This is a genomic window from Rhodococcus sp. NPDC058505 (assembly GCF_042720095.1).
In the GTDB taxonomy this organism is placed as follows: Bacteria; Actinomycetota; Actinomycetes; order Mycobacteriales; family Mycobacteriaceae; genus Rhodococcus_G.
This window is the reverse complement of record NZ_JBHXNB010000005.1, coordinates 73,720-91,902: the sequence shown is the minus strand read 5'-3', so window position 1 is coordinate 91,902 and position 18,183 is coordinate 73,720. Positions and strand designations below refer to the sequence as shown.

General features: G+C 69.6%; 11 protein-coding genes. All 11 read right to left on the bottom strand.

Annotation, left to right across the window (positions count from 1 at the left end; genetic code table 11):
* Positions 1–48: 48 nt before the first annotated feature.
* Positions 49–1,593: an acyl-CoA carboxylase subunit beta gene (locus ACFWPA_RS05820; RefSeq protein WP_378507609.1), complete on the bottom strand. Its 1,545-nt coding sequence runs from the start codon at positions 1,591–1,593 to the stop codon at positions 49–51.
* A complete protein-coding gene (gene pks13 / locus ACFWPA_RS05815; RefSeq protein ID WP_378569868.1) occupies positions 1,594–6,621 on the bottom strand; it encodes a polyketide synthase Pks13 in 5,028 nt (1,675 codons plus the stop codon).
* 67 nt (positions 6,622–6,688) lie between these two features.
* Positions 6,689–8,575: a long-chain-fatty-acid--AMP ligase FadD32 gene (gene fadD32 / locus ACFWPA_RS05810; protein ID WP_378507608.1), complete on the bottom strand. Its 1,887-nt coding sequence runs from the start codon at positions 8,573–8,575 to the stop codon at positions 6,689–6,691.
* A gap of 171 nt (positions 8,576–8,746) precedes the next feature.
* Complete coding sequence (locus ACFWPA_RS05805; RefSeq protein WP_378507607.1) at positions 8,747–9,739, bottom strand: LLM class F420-dependent oxidoreductase; 993 nt, start codon at positions 9,737–9,739, stop codon at positions 8,747–8,749.
* Between the two features lie 102 nt (positions 9,740–9,841).
* Positions 9,842–10,807, bottom strand: coding sequence for a cutinase family protein (locus tag ACFWPA_RS05800; protein ID WP_378507606.1), 966 nt, complete (start codon positions 10,805–10,807; stop codon positions 9,842–9,844).
* A gap of 3 nt (positions 10,808–10,810) precedes the next feature.
* A complete protein-coding gene (locus ACFWPA_RS05795; RefSeq protein WP_378507605.1) occupies positions 10,811–11,356 on the bottom strand; it encodes a DUF732 domain-containing protein in 546 nt (181 codons plus the stop codon).
* A 119-nt stretch (positions 11,357–11,475) separates the two neighbouring features.
* The gene (locus tag ACFWPA_RS05790; protein ID WP_378569819.1) at positions 11,476–13,602 is read right to left on the bottom strand and encodes an alpha/beta hydrolase-fold protein; all 2,127 of its coding nucleotides are present in this window, start codon (positions 13,600–13,602) and stop codon (positions 11,476–11,478) included.
* Positions 13,603–13,889: 287 nt separating this feature from the next.
* Entirely contained in the window at positions 13,890–14,885 is a 996-nt protein-coding gene (locus tag ACFWPA_RS05785) for an alpha/beta hydrolase (protein WP_378507604.1), read from the bottom strand.
* 297 nt (positions 14,886–15,182) lie between these two features.
* The gene (zomB, locus tag ACFWPA_RS05780; protein WP_378507603.1) at positions 15,183–17,117 is read right to left on the bottom strand and encodes a flagellar motor control protein ZomB; all 1,935 of its coding nucleotides are present in this window, start codon (positions 17,115–17,117) and stop codon (positions 15,183–15,185) included.
* Entirely contained in the window at positions 17,095–18,000 is a 906-nt protein-coding gene (locus tag ACFWPA_RS05775) for a decaprenyl-phosphate phosphoribosyltransferase (protein WP_378507602.1), read from the bottom strand. The genes zomB and ACFWPA_RS05775 overlap by 23 nt, the downstream gene beginning before the upstream one ends.
* Positions 17,997–18,183: phosphatase PAP2 family protein (locus tag ACFWPA_RS05770; RefSeq protein ID WP_378569818.1), on the bottom strand; the 187-nt coding region annotated here is incomplete at its 5' end. The genes ACFWPA_RS05775 and ACFWPA_RS05770, both read right to left, overlap by 4 nt.

Sequence of the window (18,183 nt, the reverse complement as noted above, 5' to 3'; positions counted from 1 at the left end):
GGGGATCGTGGAGTGCGCCAATGTGACATTAGGGAACCTGTATGGGGGTCAGAACGGCAGCAGGTGATGCTTGCGCGGATTCTTGAAAACGGTCTTGTCGCGGAGCACGGTGAGGGCCTTGCGGATCTCGAGGCGGGTGGTCGACGGATCGATCACCGCGTCGACGTAGCCGCGCTCGGCGGCAATGTACGGCGTCGCAACGTGCTCGTTGTAGAAGTTGATCAGGTCCCGGCGCACCGCGGGTGCGTTCTCGCCAGCTGCCTCGATCTGCCTGCGCCCGATGATGTTGACCGCGCCCTCCGCGCCCATGACCGCGATCCGGGCGGTCGGCCAGGCGAAGTTGATGTCGGCGCCGAGCTGCTTGGAGCCCATCACCGCGTAGCCGCCGCCGTACGACTTGCGCACCACGACGGTGACCTTCGGGACCGTCGCCTCGACGAACGCGAACAGGAACCGGCCACCGCGCTTGATGACGCCGATCTTCTCCTGCTCCACCCCGACCAGGAAGCCGGGGGTGTCGACGACGAACACCAGCGGGATGTCGTAGGCGTCGCAGACGCGGACGAAGTGGGCGGCCTTGTCGGAGGAGGCGGCGTCCAGCGCACCGGACAGGTGCATCGGCTGGTTCGCCACGACACCGACCGGACGGCCGTCGACCCGCGCGAAGCCGGTGATGATGTTCTGCGCCGTCTGACTGCGGACCTCGTGGAAGTCCCCGTCGTCGAAGATCTTCACCAGGATGTCGTGCATGTCGTAGCCCGCGTTGTCGGCGTCCGGCATGAACGTGTCGAGCTCGAGGTCGTCCGGGGTGATCTCCGGCTCAAGGCCGGGGTTGATGATCGGCGGCTGCTCGGTGCAGCTCGACGGCATGTAGCTCAGGTACTTGCGCGCCCACTCGAACGCGGCCTTCTCGTCGGGCGCGACGTGGTGAATGTTGCCGTACTCCACCTGATTCCGTGCGCCACCGAGCTCGTCGAGGCTGACGTCCTCGCCGGTGACGGACTTGATCACGTCGGGTCCGGTGACGAACATGTACGACTCTTCGGTCGCGATCACGACGTCGGTGTTGATCGGTGCGTAGACGGCACCGCCCGCGCACTTGCCGAGGATGATCGAGATCTGCGGGCACATCCCCGACAGCGGTTCCTGCCTGCGACCCATTTCGGCGTACCACGCCAGGGACGTCACCGCGTCCTGGATGCGGGCACCCGCCGACTCGTTGATGCCGACAACGGGGCAACCGATCTTGATCGCAAAGTCGTTGACCGCAGCCACTTTTCGGCCGAAGATCTCGCCTGCCGCACCGCCGAAAACGGTCTGGTCGTGGGCGAACACCGCGACCGGGCGGCCGTCGACGAGCCCGTGACCGGTGACGACGCCGTCACCGTAGGGGTTCGACGGGTCGCCGGGCTGCCTGGCGAGCTGCCCCAACTCGACGAAGGTGCCGGGGTCGAGCAGCATGTCGATGCGCTCGCGAGGCGTCGGAAGGCCCTTCACCCGACGCTTCTCGATCGCCTTCGGGTTGCCGGGGGCCTTCGAGACCTCGAGCTTCTCCCGCAGTTCGGCCAGCTTCTCGGCGGTGGTGGTGCTCACTCAGTTACTCCGGTTCTCGGCTTCGATGGCGGCCAGCCGTTCGGTCAGATCGGCACCCACCTTCGCGATGTACGGTTCGTCGACGATCTGGACGTGGTCACCGCCGACGTAGACGACCTCGAGGTCCTCGGCGACCTTCGCCCACCCGCCGTCGGGGGTGCGCGTCCCGAACGCGGGCTCGAGCGCGATCGCGTCGTCGTGGTACTTGTCCGCCATGTACAGGACGACGTGGCCGTCGTAGCGGTCCGGCCTGACGGTCTGCAGCGCCCGGTTGTCGAGCCACGAGGTGCGCTGGTGCTCGATGATCCCGCCCGGGATCTTCGCGCCGCTCACCTTGAGCAGGTTCATCAGGATCTCGATCTGCTCCTCGTCGGACTCCGCCGCCGCGAGCTTGTCGTACGGCAGCGGCGCGTCGACGTTGTAGGTCTTCTTCGCGAATGCGGCGTACCGCTGCCAGCGCTTGCGGATCTCGTCGGGGGTGTCCTCGACCTCCTCGCCCGCCATCACGGTATCGATCAGGCCGACGACCCGGACGTCCTTGCCCTGCTCACGCAGCAGCTTCGCCACCGCGTAGGACAGCGCGCCGCCGAGTGACCAGCCGTACAGCACGTACGGTCCGTCGCCCTGGATCTCGGTGATCAGCGGCAGGTACTCGCGGGCCCGGACCTCGATCGGCCCCTCGGTGCGTTCGAAGCCGTACATCGGGGTTCCTGCGGGGAGTCGCTTGAGCAGCGGCTCGTACGCGACGGTGGATCCGCCGGCCGGGTGGAAGACGAAAACCGGTACGGCTGAGGAGCCTTCGGGACGCGCTCGGAGCACCCGGACGAGTCCGTCGATCTTGCCCTCGTCCTCGAGATGCGGCCGCACCTTCTCGGCGAGTTGCTCGATCGTCTCGCAGTCGAGGACGTCATCGAAGCTCACGTCGCCACCGGCGCGGTCGCTCAGGCGCGCGGCCAGCTTCTCGGCGGTGTCGTCGTCGAGGACCGGGAGAATGTTGAAGATGCCCTTCGCGGACTTGCCGGTCACCACCGCCCAGGTGGCGAACGTCAGGCGTTCGGCTGCGTCGCGCGGCGGCACGTTGACGTCCTCGTCGGAGGCGTCGCCGACGCTCGGGGCGGCGACGGCAGCGCCGTCCGGTGCCTCGGCGGAGAGGATCTCCTCCGCCTCCGCGACCGGACTGGTGGTCTCCGCGCCGAGCACGGAATCCATCGCCTCGGAGGCAGTTTCGGCCTCCTTCTCCGCCTGCTGCTGCGCGGCGAGCGCCGCGACCTCGTCCCGGTTCTCGACCGCGTAGCGCAGGTACTTCTCGACCTCGCGCAGGTTCGCGTCCTTGACCGCGGTGAGCTGCAACTGCGGGATATCGAACTCGTACTCGACGCGGTTCTTGATCCGCACCGCCATCAGCGAATCCAAACCCAGTTCGATCAGCGGGATCTCGGCGGGCAGGTCCTCGACCGCGTAGCCCATCGACTCGGCAACAATCAGCGCCAGCCGATCCTCGAGGGACTGGCTTCCGTTCGGATCCCACGTGTCGCCGAAGGATTCGACGACCTCCGGCAGCTCCTCCATCGGCGAACTGGACCGTGCCGCGGGTGCGGCGATCACCGGTTCGGGCAGCGCCGCACCGGAGCTGACCACCGCGTCGAGCAGCAACGTGAAGGTGCCGTCGGTCTTCGAATGCACCTGCAGCGCACCGCCACCGGGGTGCGGCGCGAGGGTGGTGGTGAGGGTTCCCGACGGCGGGAGGTCGCCGCGGGCGATCGCCGCGGTCAGCGTCACGTCCGAGAGGACCTGCGCGGCAGCGGATGCCGCGAGCGTGTTCAGGTCGGCGACGGCGGAGGCCGCGACCTCCCACACGTGCCTGCCGTCGGGCAGCGACACGTGCGCGCCGGGGGGGCGTCCCGACCCACCGGTGCTGACCTGAATGTCGAGCCAGTGCTCCTTACGCAGGAACGCCGTCCGCGGCGGGTTCGCGTAGCCGCCGGCGGGCAGCAGCGACGACAGGTTCACCGGCTGCCCGTGTACGTACAGTTGCGCGAGGGCGGTCAGGACGCCGACCTCCTCGTCCTCCTTGCGCTTGAGCGTCGGGATCAGCTGGGTGTCGTGCACGCCCGCGTCGAACACGGTGGCGGCCACCGACATCAGCGTCGCCGGGTTCGGTGCCAACTCGACGAACGTGGTGTGTCCGGCGTCGACGGCCATCCGCACCGCGTTGGTGAAGTACACGCTGTGCCGCATGCCCTTGGTCCAGTACTCGACCGGGTGGATCGGGCCGTGGCCTGCCCGGTAGAAGGTCTCCTTGTCGACCGACGAGTACAGCCCGACGGTCAGCGGGTGCGGCTCGATGCCTGCGAGTTCCGCGGCCAGCTCACCGAGGATCGGGTCGACCTGCGACGTGTGGCTGGCGCCCTTCGTCTGCAGGATCCGGCCCATCTTCTCCTCGGCCTCGGCCCGCGCGACGATCGCCTCGACCTCGGGCTGGGGGCCGCCGATGACGGTGTGCGTCGGTGCCGCGTACACGCAGACCTCGAGGTGCGGGAAGTCGCCGAGCACGCCCTCGATCTCGGCGGCGCTGTACTCGACCAGCGCCATCAGCCGGATGTCGTCGCCGACCAGCGCGGACTCGCCCTCACCCATCAGCCGGGAACGGGCGGTGATGACCCGGACCGCATCCTCGAGGGAGAGCCCCCCGGTGACATACGCCGCGGCGGCCTCGCCCATCGAGTGCCCGACCGCGGCCTCCGGCTCGGCGCCGTGCTGCCGCAGCAGTGCGGCCAGGCCGATCTGGATGGTGAAGATGCCGACCTGGGAGGTCTCGACGTCGTAGTCGACGGCGTCGTCGAGGAACTTCTCGGCCATCTTGTAGCCGGTCTCGAACTCGATCAGCTCGTCGACCTGGTCGACGGCGGCCCGGAACACCGGATTGTTCAGGTACAGCTGCTTGGCCATCTTGCGGTGCTGCGACCCGAACCCGGAGAACACCCACACCGCGCCCTTCGCGGCGGGCGCGTCGGCGGAGAAGACGCCGGGCCCCGGCTTGCCCGCCGCGACGGCACGCAGTCCGGCGATCGCCTCGGCGTGCGTGCGGGCCAGCACCACCGCGCGGGAGCGGCCGTGGTTGCGCCCGGCGAGGGTGCGGGCCAGGTCGTCGAGTCCGGTGGTGCTGCCGATCTCCGTCTCGAGCCAGTCGGCAAGGTCGGACGCGGCGCGGCGACGGCGGGACGGCATCGACGCCGACACCGGCAGCAGCACCGGCAGCTCCGCCGCCTGTGCGTCCTTTTGGCCCGCCTCGAGACCAGAAGGACTCACAGGTGCCGCAGGCGCCTCGATGCCCATCGACTCGGCGGCGTCGGCCAGGACGGACTCCGCCTCGGCCGCGACGTCGAGCGGCTCCGCCGCCTGTGCGTCCTTTTGGCCCGCCTCGAGACCAGAAGGACTCACGGGCGCCGCAGGCGCATACTCGCGGACCACGACGTGGGCGTTGGTGCCGCCGAAGCCGAAGCCGGAGACGCCCGCGATCGCGCGACCGGTGTACCGCGGCCAGTCGGTGGCCTCGGGGATCACCTGCAGGTGCGCCCCGGCGAAGTCGATGTACGGGTTGGGGCCCGCATAGTTCAGCGACGGCGGGAGCTTGTCCTCCCGCATCGCCAGTACGACCTTGATCAGCCCGGCGGCGCCCGCCGCGGACTCGAGGTGGCCGAAGTTGGTCTTCGCGGAGCCGAGCAGCGCCGGCTTGTCGGCGTCGCGGCCGCGGCCGACGACGCGACCGAGGGCATCCGCCTCGATCGGGTCGCCGAGGATGGTGCCGGTGCCGTGCGCCTCGATGTAGTCGACGCCGGACGGCACGATGCCCGCGTCCCGGTAGGCGGCGCGCAGCACGTCGGCCTGCGCGTCCGGGTTCGGGGCGACGATGCCGTTGGAGCGGCCGTCCTGGTTGACGGCGGATCCGGCGATGACGGCGAGGATCGTGTCGCCGTCGCGTTCGGCGTCCTCGAGCCGCTTGAGGACGACCAGGCCGCCGCCCTCGGCGCGGACGATGCCGTTCGCGTCGGAGGAGAACGCCTTGATCTTGCCGTCGGCGGTGAGGACACCGGTCTCGTCGAAGCCGAGGGTCCCGGCGGGCGCGATCAGCATGTTGACGCCGCCGGCCAGCGCGATGTCCGATTCGCCGGTGCGCAGCGACCGGACCGCCTGGTGCACCGCGACCAGCGACGACGAGCAGGCGGTGTCCATCGCGACGGACGGGCCGCGGAAATCGTAGAAGTAGGAGACCCGGTTCGCGACGATCGAGGTGGAGGTGCCGGTCAGCGCGTACGGGTGCGCGTGCACCGGGTCGCTGACCGCGAGCAGCTGGTAGTCGTTGGCGGAGCTGCCGATGAACACACCGACCTGCTCGCCCTTGAGCTCGTTGGCCGGGATGTGGGCGTGCTCAAGCGCCTCCCACGCCAGTTCCAGCGCGAGCCGCTGCTGCGGGTCGACGTTGCGGACCTCGAGCGGCGACATCGCGAAAAACTCCGCGTCGAAGCCCTTCACGTCGTCGAGGTAGCCGCCCTTGGTGTTGGCCTTCGCGATGGCGTCCGCGATCTGCGGGTCGGCCGCGAACTCCGACCAGCGTCCCTCGGGCAGGTCGGTGACCGCGTCCCGGCCCTCGATCAGCAGCCGCCACATCTCGTCGGGGGTGTGCCCGGTTCCGGGGAACCGGGACGCAAGGCCGACGATCGCGACGTCGTGCGCGCCGGACAGGTCGCGCGGCGCGTAGTACCCGGCCTCGTCCGCGCCCTCCGGTGCCTCCGGCTCGCCCTCGATGATCCGGGTCGCGAGCGAGGCGATCGTCGGATGCTGGTAGGCGACGGTCGCGCTCAGGGTGACGCCGAGCAGGTCCTCGATCTCCCCGGACAGGGCGACGGCGTCCCGCGACGACAGGCCGAACTCCTCCATCGGCCGGTCGTCGGAAATCTGGTCGACCGGTTGCCCGGTGACCCCGGCAACCCAGTTCCGCAGCCATTCGCGCAGCTGCGCGACCGTCATCTCTGTCTCAGCCATCAGTGCATCACGCTACTCGTCGTCGGAGGGGTCGTCGGGGACGGTTGCGCGTTCAGACGCTGTCCGGGAACGCGGTCTGCTGGTAGCCGCCGCGCAGGGTGCCCTCGATGTACGCGGCCTTGCAGGCGCGTCGCGCAATTTTTCCGCTGGACGTGCGGGGGATGGAACCGGCGGGCACCAGCAGCACGTCGCGCGCGGTGACCCCGTGCCGACCGGAGATCGCCGCCCGCACCGCGTCGGCGACCGGGGCCGGGTCGGCCTTGCCCGCGCCGGGGGCGCGTTCGGCGACGACCACGAGCTGCTCGGAGGCGTCGTCCGCGTCGTAGCTGAGGCCGGCGGCGCCGAACTCGAAGACCTCCGCGGGCAGCTGGTTCGCCGGCACCGCGAACGCGGCGACGAACCCGGGCCGCAGCGCGGTGCTCGACTCCTGCGCCGAGAACTCGAGGTCCTGCGGGTAGTGGTTGCGGCCGTCGACGATCACCAGGTCCTTGACCCGGCCGGTGATGTACAGCTCGCCGTCCACGTAGACGCCGTAGTCGCCGGTGCGCATCCAGTTCGCGTCCGCGGGGGTGCCGTCGGCCTTGCTGCCCTCGGTCAGCCGGTCGGTGAGCTTGTTGTGGAAGGTCTGCGCGGTCTCGTCGGTGCGGCCCCAGTAGCCGATGCCCATGTTGTTGCCGTGCAGCCAGATCTCGCCGACGTGCTCGTCCGCGACCTCGGCACCGGTCTCGGGGTCGACGATCGCGGCCCACTGGCTGCGCGCGACGTGCCCGCAGGAGACCTGCGCGATGGCGCCGGGCGCGTCCTGCGCGACCTTGACCATCCGGCCCTGCCCCAGCCGGTCCCGGTCGACGTAGATGACCCTGGCCTCGTCGGCCTGGTCGGTGGTCGAGACGAACAGCGTCGCCTCGGCCATGCCGTAGGACGGCTTGATCGCGGTCTTCGGCAGCCCGTACGGCGCGAAGGCCTCGTTGAACTTGCGCATCGACGAGGTGGTGACCGGCTCGCTGCCGTTGATCAGGCCGATCACGTTGGACAGGTCGAGGGTCTCGCCGCTCTTCGGCAGGCCGCGGGCGGCGGCGTGCTCGAACGCGAAGTTCGGCGCCGCCGCGAACGTGCCGGCACCGTCGGCGACCGCGGCGAGTTCCTTGATCCAGCGGTACGGGCGGGCGACGAACGCCCGCGGGCTCATGATCGTGATGTACTTGCCGCCCAGCGCGGGCAGGATCACCGTCAGCAGGCCCATGTCGTGGAACAGCGGCAGCCAGGTGACGCCGCGGGAGTCGGTGCTCAGCCCGATCGCGTCGGCCATCTGCAGCGCGTTCGTGCCGACCGCCCGGTGGGTGATCTCGACACCGGCGGGGACGCGGGTCGAGCCCGACGTGTACTGCAGGTAGGCGATGTCGTCGAGGGCGGGATCCGGGTTGCTCCACGTCTCGCCGACGGTGTCCGGGATGGCGTCGACGGCGATGATCCGGGGCCGCTGCGGCGCGGGCAGCGACCGGAACAGCTGCCGGACGCCCGCGGCCGACTCGGACGCGGTGAGGATCGCTGCGGGTTCGCAGTCGCCGAGGACCGCGTGCAGGCGGTCGGTGTGGCCGGGCTCGTCCGGGTCGAACAGCGGCACCGCGATGGTCCCGGCGTGGATGGCGGCGAAGAACGAGATCACGTAGTCGAGGCCCTGCGGGGCGAGGACCGCGACCCGGTCGCCGGGCTTGGTCACCTGCTGCAGCCGCGCCGCGACCGCGCGCAGCCGGACCCCGAACTGGTTCCAGGTGAGCTCGTGCACCTCGCCGTCGCGTTCACGGGAGTAGTCGATGTAGCGGTATGCCAGCTCGTCGGCGTTGTCCCGAGTGTGCTGCTCGACGTAGTCGACAAGGGTGTTGCCCGGCGTCAGAACGATCTGGCCGGATCCGTCGACGTAGTCATCGAAGTTCTTCATACCTTCTCCTCCAAGGCAAGCCCCGGCGCCAGGATCGCGCACCGGCGGGCTTCATTCCCTGCTCCCGCGAGGGGATCATGCAATCAGTGTCTAGTGGCAATAGTCAGATCGCGTCTTGACAACGACCTGTTTCGCACCCCAAACCAACGGAATATTACAGTCCCACGCCGGTCATTCCCCCTTGAGCTGGGCAATGACTGGCGCGAACGCTTCCATCTGGGTCGGGAAGATGCCGACGTACGACATCGACGTGCGCGCGCGAACGGCCCTGATCTGGTCGGCGATCTCCTCGTAGGTGCCGATCGCCAGGTACGGCGAGTTGAGGATCTCCTCGACGGTCAGCGTGACGTCCGCCTCGATGTTCGGCGGGTACCCGTTCGCGATCGCCGCCAACGCCATCTCCGCCATCGCCTCCCGATCATCGGTCGGCATGATCGTGGTGATCGTCCAGTTCAGTTCGATGTCGTCGAACCGGTCCCCCGCCGCCTCCCGGATCCGGTCGACCCGGGCCGCGGTGGCCTCCATCGTGATCCCGGAGAGCAGCATCCGGCCCTCCGCGTTGCTCGGCGGGGCCAGCGACACGATGTCCGCGTACTTGGCGGCCAGCGCGAGCATCTTCGGGCCGCCGCCGCCGATCGCGATCGGGGGGCGCGGACCCTGCCGCGGTCGCGGGCTGCCCTTGAGTCCGTTGATCGTGAAGTACTTGCCCTCGAAGGTGCATTCCTGGCCGCGCAGCAGCGTGTCCAGGATCTGCAGGGACTCCTCAAGCTTGGCAATGCGGACACCGGGCCGGTCGTACGCGATCCCGGCCTTGTCGAACTCGTCCTTCATCCACCCCGCGCCGATGCCCAGCTCCAGGCGTCCCCCGGACAGCACATCGATGGTGGCTGCATCCTTCGCGAGGACGGCGGGGTGACGAAAACCGTTGGCCAACACTGCCGTTCCGAGCCGAATCTTGTCGGTGGCGACGGCGAGGGCGCCGAGGGCCGCGATCGGGCCGACCTGGTTGCCGAGGTGGTCCGGGATCATGAAGCTGTCGTACCCGAGTTCCTCGGCCTGCTGGGCCAGTTTGACGAAGCGCCGGGCCCCGCCTTCGTCGGCGTTACCCTCGCCACCGGCCGCGAACCGGAACTTGCGCGGCGCGGGCGCGTCGGCGGAACTCATCGATCGATTCTCCTGAAAGCTGGCAGTGCGGAAACGGCTGGTGACCGGTTGGTCACTCTATCGGGTACCGACGCCCACCCCTATTCGTGCACAGGGACTCCCTCACTCATGAGCAGGGGTGGGTGCCGTACGCACCTTCTCAGCGGCCCAGTTTGTCATCCACTGGGTCGCCGTGGTGCCGTTTCCATCAACGACGAAGCTGTTATACAGCGCGTGCACAGGATTGTTGACGTATTCGAGGAGCCGGGACAGGCTCCCCATCCAGTTCCCCGGCTTGAACGCCTCGGAAGGCGCATCACAGATGCCGTCCGTCGGCGCACAGATCTGCACGGCCCGATCGTTGAGCGCGCCGAATCCGCCGGGGCGGGCGCCGGTCATCGTGATGCCCGGCAGCTTGATCCCGGCCAGCGACAACTCCGCGCCGACACCCGCGACCGGCGGGCCGACGGTCACACCGGCCGCCGGGTCACGCCTGCCGTCGGCGATCAGCCCGACCCCGAGCACCAGGTCCGCCGGGACCGGCCCGGTTCCGGCGCCGATGCTCGCCGCGAGGTCACCGGCGATCACCGCACCCTGCGAGAACCCGGTCAGCACGAAACTGGTCAGCGGGCACTCCGCGTGCATCGCCGCCAGCACGTCGGTTGCCTTCGCGGTGCCCTCACCGCGGCTCTTGTTGTAGGACATCTGCCCGTCCGGCGGCAGCGCGACCGGGTTCGAGAACTGCGCCACGTACGGCACCGTGTACACCTGCACCCGCTGCGGATCGAACTCGGCCTGCAGCGGCCTGGTGATGTTGAGCATCAGGGAGTTCGGGTTCGCGGTCGGGGCGAACGGGTCGTCGGCGGCGCTGGACTCCCAGGTTCCGGGAATCGCGACCACCTGGACGTCGGGGCAGCTCGCCGGCTGCGCCGACGGCCGCTCCGGCCCCGGCGGGGTCACCGGCGGCTTCGGGACCCGGCCCGCGAGCAGGTACCAGGCCACCAGCGCGACGAGCGCGACCAGCAGGACCACGATCAGGGCCACCAGCGTCCGCAGCAGGCGGCTGCGGGATTTCCGTGCGGCAGACATGGCTTACTTGCAGTAGGTGGACTGTGCGGCGTCGATGTAGACGCGGGCGGCCTTGGTGGCGTCCTCGTCGGTCGGCGTCCCGCCGGCGAGCCCCGCCTCGACACCGGCCATGCCGGTCACGTACGCGAGAATCTCGTCCTCGGCGACGTTGCTCTCCTTCGCCGCGCAGATGTAGTTCGCGGTGGAGATCGCGATGTCGCCGTTGTCGGCCGGGGTCACCCCACCCTTCTTCAGCGCCTCCAGGTACGCGCGGCCGCGGTCGTCGAGGGCCGGGGCCTCGGTGGGGCCGGGGAATCCGCTCGGCACCGCCTCCGGGGTCTCGGGCGGCGCGGTCGCCGCGACCGACGGCGTCGTGTACGCGGGCACCTCGATGCCGGTCGCCAGCGGCGGCACCGTCGGCGACCCCGATCCGGCCGCCGTGGTCAGGGTCGGCGTGCTCGACGCCGTCGAGTCGTCGCTGCCGCAGCCGGCGAGGACCCCGACGGACAGGGCCGCGAACGCGCCGACGGCCAGCACCCTGGCGAACGGGGAACGGGAAGAAACGAGCATGTGGGTCACAGTCCTCTGTGTGGTCGGCGCTCGGAACGCCGCGGGTGATCGCTGTCGAGGGTACCGACGTCGACGGGCCGGGTCCGCTCTACGCAACCCGGCCCGTCGACGTCGATTCGCTATCCGAGCTGGGTGTTTCCACCCTTGGCGGTGATGGTGCCGAACTGGAAGTTCTGCCGGACACCACCCTCGAAGGGATATTCGTCACTGATCGGGTAGCCGAGCCGGCCGCCCTCATAGTTCTCCCTGGCCCAGGCGTCGAAGATCGGCCCGTTCTTCACCGACCACGCGCCGCTCGCCGGGCTCCAGTAGATGTTGCCGTGCTCGAACTCGTTGAACCGGCCGTTGTCCCGGATCGGGCCCCGCTCACTGGACCGGGGGAACCCGAGCCAGCTGTTCTCGTACCCCAGCTCGGCGTACTTCTGCATGATCAGCCCCTGCACCGCGTTCGCGCCGGTGGTCGGGCTCCAGTACATGGCACCGATCTCGAAGCCCTGCACCGCGCCGTCCTTGGTCGGGGTGTCGACCTCGTCGCCGACCGGGTAGCCGAGCGGGCCCAGCTCCCAGCCCTGCCGCGCCCACTCGTCGCGGATCGCGCCGCGGACCGCGTGCGCACCGGTCTGCGGGGTCCAGTAGATCGACCCGGCCTGGAAGTGGTTGCCGCGGCCGCGGCCGTCGGGGGTGCCGAACTCGCTGGTGGACGGCAATCCGAGCGGACCGGCGGGACCGCCCATCGCCTGGTATTCGCCGCCGATCATCCCGGTCACCACCTGGGCGCCGGTGCCGCCCGACCAGAAGATCCGGCCGTTGCGGAAGTCCTGCGCGAGGCCACCGGCGACCGAGTATTCACCGGTCACGCAGCCGCCGAGCCACGGGTTGGCGTTCGCGACCCCGCCGATCTCGCCGTTCAGGCCGCACGCCGGGGCGCTGACCTCGGTTCCGAGCGCGTTCGCGACCTGCGGCCACGCCTGGTGCATCTCGAACTGCCAGTACGGCCACGAGTGGGTGCCGGACGGGCGGTAGTTGACCTGCGCGGGGATCCCCAGCTTGTTCAGCTTCGTCGCGAACGACTGCGAGGTCAGCCGGGACAGAATCTCCAGGCCCATGCCCGCGTAGTTCGTGGACACGCCGGGGATGCCGGACGGCTGGTCATACGGGCCCGCCATGCCGCTGCCGCTGGAGATGTACAGGCTGGTGCCCTTGAGCTTCTCCGCCAGGATGTACGGGTCGTGCTCCTTCCACAGCGGGTTGCTCGGCGGGCCCCACATCTTGTTGACGTTGTAGCCGCCCGCATCGTTCATCGCGTACTGCAGCGCCTGCGGCATGCCGAGCGAGGTGGTGCTCAGGTAGCCGGAGAACGAGCCGGCGAACGTGAAGAAGCCGGGGTTGCGGGCGGCGAGGAACATCGCCGAGGTGCCGCCCATCGACAGCCCGATCACGCCGCGGGTGCCGGTGGTCCGCATGCCGTTCTCCAGCACCGGGGGCAGTTCCTTCGTCAGGAACGTCTCCAGCTGGTAGAACTTGCCGTTGTCCGGTTCCAGCCAGTCGGAGTAGAAGCTGGACTGGCCGCCGACCGGGAGGATGACGTTGACATTCTTGTCGGCGTAGAAGCTGGCGGCATCGGTCTCGATGGTCCAGCCGCTCTCGTCGTCACGCGCCCGCAGTCCGTCGAGCAGGTACAGCGCGGGGAAGGTGGCGTCCGGCCTGGCGTTCCAGTCCCTGGCCAGCAGGATCTGCACCTGGAACGGTGCGCCCATCGCCGCCGAGTCGACCCACAGCGCGACCCGCCGGTCGGTGATCCACTGCACCTTCGACACGCCGGGGATCGAACGGTCCGGTGCAGGCGCGGACCGCGCCGAGATCACCCGCGGCGCGGCGGCGGGCGGCGGCGTGGTCGGTGCCGCGGTCGTGGTGGTCGTCGTGGTCGTGGCCGCGACGGTCGTGGTCGGCGGCGCGACGGTGGTGGTCGTCGTCGGTTCCGCGGATTCCGTCGCGGTGGCGGACACCGGCGTGGTCGCCGATTTCGGTGCCAGCGTTTCCCGGACGTCCGTCCCGGGGTCCGGCGGCGCGACGGTGGTGGTGGTGGTGGTGGTCGTCGCGGCCGGGCTCGTGGACGGCTCGGCGGAGGCGATGGTGGCGGTGGTCAGGCCTGCCGCGGTCGGCAGCACCAGCGCGGCCGCCAGCAGGGTCAACGCGCGCCCGCGTCGCCGTGGGGAGCCGATGCTCCCCCCGAAACGCGCACCCAACTTTCTCGATGCTGGTCGCATGTGACGGTGACTCTCTTTCTCTGTCGGCCGGTTCCGCGTTGTACCCCCGTCGGAACCCGGCGGCTGTCGGCTGGTCCCCGACCCCCGCACGCACCGCTGTGACGCCTGAACACTCGTGTGCCCATTAGTACACACCGGACTGCTGTGACGCCTGTGACGCGCGGTGTGTGTGTCGTTTGTTACGTGTCCGTCAAACGACGGATGCCGCCCGGACCGCCCGGGTGGGCGGCCAGAGCGGCATCCGTGTCATCGCGTTGGAGATCCGGTCACCAGGCGTTCAGGGTGTCCAGGATCTGGCCGCGGGCCTTGAACAGCTCCGCCGACCAGTACGGCCACGAGTGGGTGCCGTTCGACGGGAAGCTGTAGGTCGCCGGGATCCCCAGGGTCGCCATCCGCGCCTGGAAGGCGCGGGTGTTGACCAGGGCCAGGGCCTCGAGGCCCATGCCGTTCGCGGTGTTGTAGTAGTCGATCGGCTTGCGCGGCGCGTCGTACTCACCCGGCAGACCGCTCGCCGACGAGATGTACAGCGACAGGCCCTCGAGCTTGGGGGCGAACACGAACGGATCGTTGCGCAGCCACGCCTTGCTCCACGGCGGGCCCCACATGGAGTCCACGTTGAAGCGGCCCGCGTCGAGCATCGCGACGCGGATGGCCTCACGCATGCCGGGCGCCGAGATGTTCAGGTAGCCGGACAGCGAGCTGGCGAACTTGAACTGGTCGCGGTGGTACGCGGCCAGCGTCAGGGCAGCGGAGCCGCCCATCGACAGGCCGAGGACGCCGTTGTTGCTGCGCGAGACGCCGCGGGTGGCGAGGTAATCGGGGAGCTCCTCGGTGAGGAAGGTCTCCCACTTGTAGGTGGTCTTCTGGCCGTTGAAGTTCGACGGCGCGATCCAGTCGCTGTAGAAGGAGGACTGGCCACCGACCGGCATCACCAGGGTGATGTTGTCGTTCGCGAACTGGTCGAGCGCGTTGGTCTCGAACGACCACGCGTTGCGGTCGTCGCGGGCGCGGAGTCCGTCGAGCAGGTACAGCGCGGCGTCGCCGCCCCGCTTCGCCCACTGGATCTGCACCTTGACCGGGCCCATGGAGGAGGGAACCATCACCTCTTCGAAGCCGCCCGCCGGTGCGCGGTGCACGGACGGTGCGGCGCCTGCGACGGCGGTACCCGCAATACCAGCAGTGACGGGCAGCACGAGCGCTGCGGCCGAAAGGCCGAGGAGGCGTCGCTTGAGGTTCTGGAACCTCGGTCTGCCAATACGCATGAATATTGCTCTCTTTCTCTCCTGCGGTATCCGCCGAAGCGGCCCGAAAGTCTGGCACGAAGCCACGGCTCTGCCGGCCCAACGCACGCGGGACCGGCAGTGGAACGAATCAAGGTCACACTGCGCTCGCCGCAGCGTATGCGAACGTCCCTGACCTGACAACCACTGCCCCGGCGCCCGAAATCGGCCCCGCGGGGCCGGTACCGGGCAGTTCATCTATCTGTACATCGCATTCCGGTCACGAGCGTTACATGAACGTGACCTTTGTCGCTAGTCGGGGTTTCACCCGCCCGCGTCTCAGCGCGGCAGCTCCGGCGGCAACTGCAGCCCGCACCGCGCGATCTCGTACTCCGGAACCCGGTCGATGCGGTAGCCCGCGTAGTGGAACGCGCGCTTCACGTTGCGGATGAACAACGCCCGCGTCAGGTCCCCGCGCGACGAGGCCAGCAACTCCTGGGTGTCCGGGCAGGTGAGCGCGACCTGGGCCCGCGCGACCCAGTTCTCGTCCAGGTACGGCGGCAGCCACGGATGCCGGTCCACCATCCCGGTGTCGGCGACGACCCAGTCCGGGTAGAGCGCCTTGTCGTGCCCGATCCGGCCGTCCCCGAGCCGCTCGGTGTGCGCGGCGAGCGGATAGGCAAGGCCCATCTGGTCGACGACCTTCACATCGAGGCCGACGTTCATGCTCGTCATGCCGAGATTCAGGAAGAACACCGTGTGACCGGCGCCGCCCTCCGGGATCGGCGCTGGCGGCGGCACGAGATCCCAGAAGGTGTAGTAGCCGGACGGCAGCAGCAGGCCGCCGTCGGGAGTGTTGTTGATCGTCTCGACCATGGCGCGCATTCGCGGGTAGTCGAGGTAGTCCTCGGCCCGGATCGGGTGCTCGTGCCCGGTGTTGAGGACGTAGAAGTTGCGCTCGTCGACGATGCCGGATTTCCCAACGACGGTGCCGTTCGGCATGCCCTGCGCGGTGGACGCGACGACCGCCCACCCGATCGTCACCAGCCATGCCAGCGAACCGGCGGCGAACAGCGCGGTTGCCGGTGTCCGCCCCCACTGGTCCCGGCGCGGCACCCGCACCGGGAGCACCGCGATCGGCAGGATTAGGCAGAACAGCACCGGCAGCAGCACCCGCCCGTGCATGAAGTCGCCGCCGACCCGGACCGAGTAGACGCCGAGGAGCAGTCCGGTGCCGACGAACAGCAGCACCACCGCGGCGGGGCTGTGCAGCCGGGCCAGACCGGTCGCGCCGACCCGGTCACCGGGCAGCGCGAACCCGCTGCGCCGGTACACCAGCCACCCGACGTAGCCGCCGATGACCAGCAGCGGCAGCCACAGCCAGTACGGTCCGACGAGATTCCACAGATACGTCAGGCCCTGCGACCACTTGGCGCCGCCCGCGTCCTTGGACACCGCCGTGTTCGGATAGGGCAGGCCGTAGTAGCCCATCCGCCAGATCTGGTAGCCGACCGGGGCCGCGCCAGCGACCGCGACGATCGCGGCCCGCAGCCGCCAGGTCCCCGGGCTGAGCACCAGCATCAACAGCACCAGCGCCGCGAGGACAACCATCTCCGGGCGGACCAGCGGCCCGAGCCCGGCGAGGAACGCGAGGACCAGCACCCGGCCGGGGGTCGGGGTGCGGCGGGACCACTGCACCATCAGCAGCCACAGCAGGGCGATCCAGAAGATGACCAGGGAACTCTCCAGGCCGGAGGTCGCGAAGTCGCGGGCCGGGGGCACCGCGATGTAGGCCAGCGCGCCCGCGGGCAGCAGCAGGGTGCCCGCGGCAGCAGCGGAGCCCGCGGAGCGACCCCGTTGGTCGGCACCGCGCCAGAGGGTTCCGGTGCCGACCATCGCCAGCACCACCGCGGCGACCGACAGCACCAGCGCCAGGGTCAGCACCACGTACTCGAGCCGGATCTGCGTCACCCAGCCGAACGCGTAGATCAGGTAGGTCCACAGGGTGCTGGTGTTCGCCTCCACCCGCTCGCCCGCGTTGAACACCGGCCCGTTCCCGGCGAGCAGGTTCCGGACGGTGCGCAGCACGATCAGCCCGTCATCGGCGATCCAGCGCCGCTCCCACGCACCCCACAGGAACAGGGCACCGGTGACCACGATCCCAGTGAGGTACACCAGCCGCGCCACCGGCGCCGCGACGGTCTCCGACGCGGCGCGGGCGGGTGGCGCGATCTCCTCCGCGCGGCCCGTGTCAGGCGATGTAGACAGCGACACCCACGACTCCGATCCACGCGAGCGCGAGGAACTGCAGCACCCGGTCGTGCAGCGCGATCTCCTCGGGCTCACCGGCCTCGCCGCCGTCGATGTCGACGGCGTAGCGGAGGATCGCGATCGTGAACGGGATCATCGAGATGGCGAACCAGTTGGTCCCGGTCGCCTGATCCCGCTCGAAGGCCCACAGTCCGTAGCAGATCACCACGGCGGTGGCGGCCAGCGTCCAGACGAACCGCAGGTAGGTGGACGTGTAGTACTGCAGCGCCTTGCGGATCTTCGCGCCCGTCGCCTCGGCGAGCTTGAGCTCGGCGTACCGCTTGCCCGCCGCCATGAACAGCGAGCCGAACGCCATGATCAGCAGGAACCACTGCGACAGCGGGATGTCGGCGGCGACACCGCCCGCGATCGCCCGGATCAGGAACCCGGACGAGACGATGCAGATGTCGAGGACGGCCTGGTTCTTCAGTCCGAAGCAGTAGGCCAGCTGGATCACGATGTACACCGACATCACGACCGCCAGCTGCCAGTTCGCGATGAACGAGAGCCCGATCGAGCCGGCGAGCAGCACCGCCGCCATCGCGTACGCCAGCCCGACGGGCAGCACGCCCGCGGCGATCGGCCGGAACCGTTTCGTCGGGTGCTGCCGGTCCGACTCGACGTCCATCGCGTCGTTGACGAGGTAGATGCCGGACGCGGCCATGCAGAACACCACGAACGCCAGCGCGACGGGCAGCAGCACGTCGGGCTCGGTGACCGAGCCCGCCGCCAGCGGCGCCGCGAGCACCAGGACGTTCTTCACCCACTGCCGCGGGCGCAGCGCCTTGACGATCCCGGCAGGCAGCGACTTGGGCGGTCCGGCGACCTCGGTCGGGTGCTCGCTCATCTCTCTCCACACTTCCTGTCGGCGCGCAGCACCACTGCGGCCGAGGCTGCTCCCAGGGCGGACCCGGCGAGCACGTCGGTCGGGTAGTGCACGCCCAGCACCAGCCGCGACAGCAGCATCGGGGGCACGAGCACCGCGGGCAAGGGTAGCCCGGTCAGCCGACCGAGCAGCACCGCGGCGGCG

What these genes read in the sequence shown, in the direction of transcription:
- pks13 (WP_378569868.1), bottom strand. Translation starts at nt 6,621, where the DNA reads ATGACGGTCGCGCAGCTGCGCGAATGGCTGCGGAACTGGGTTGCCGGG.
- fadD32 (WP_378507608.1), bottom strand. Translation starts at nt 8,575, where the DNA reads ATGAAGAACTTCGATGACTACGTCGACGGATCCGGCCAGATCGTTCTG.
- ACFWPA_RS05805 (WP_378507607.1), bottom strand. Translation starts at nt 9,739, where the DNA reads ATGAGTTCCGCCGACGCGCCCGCGCCGCGCAAGTTCCGGTTCGCGGCC.
- ACFWPA_RS05800 (WP_378507606.1), bottom strand. Translation starts at nt 10,807, where the DNA reads ATGTCTGCCGCACGGAAATCCCGCAGCCGCCTGCTGCGGACGCTGGTG.
- ACFWPA_RS05795 (WP_378507605.1), bottom strand. Translation starts at nt 11,356, where the DNA reads ATGCTCGTTTCTTCCCGTTCCCCGTTCGCCAGGGTGCTGGCCGTCGGC.
- ACFWPA_RS05785 (WP_378507604.1), bottom strand. Translation starts at nt 14,885, where the DNA reads ATGCGTATTGGCAGACCGAGGTTCCAGAACCTCAAGCGACGCCTCCTC.
- ACFWPA_RS05775 (WP_378507602.1), bottom strand. Translation starts at nt 18,000, where the DNA reads ATGAGCGAGCACCCGACCGAGGTCGCCGGACCGCCCAAGTCGCTGCCT.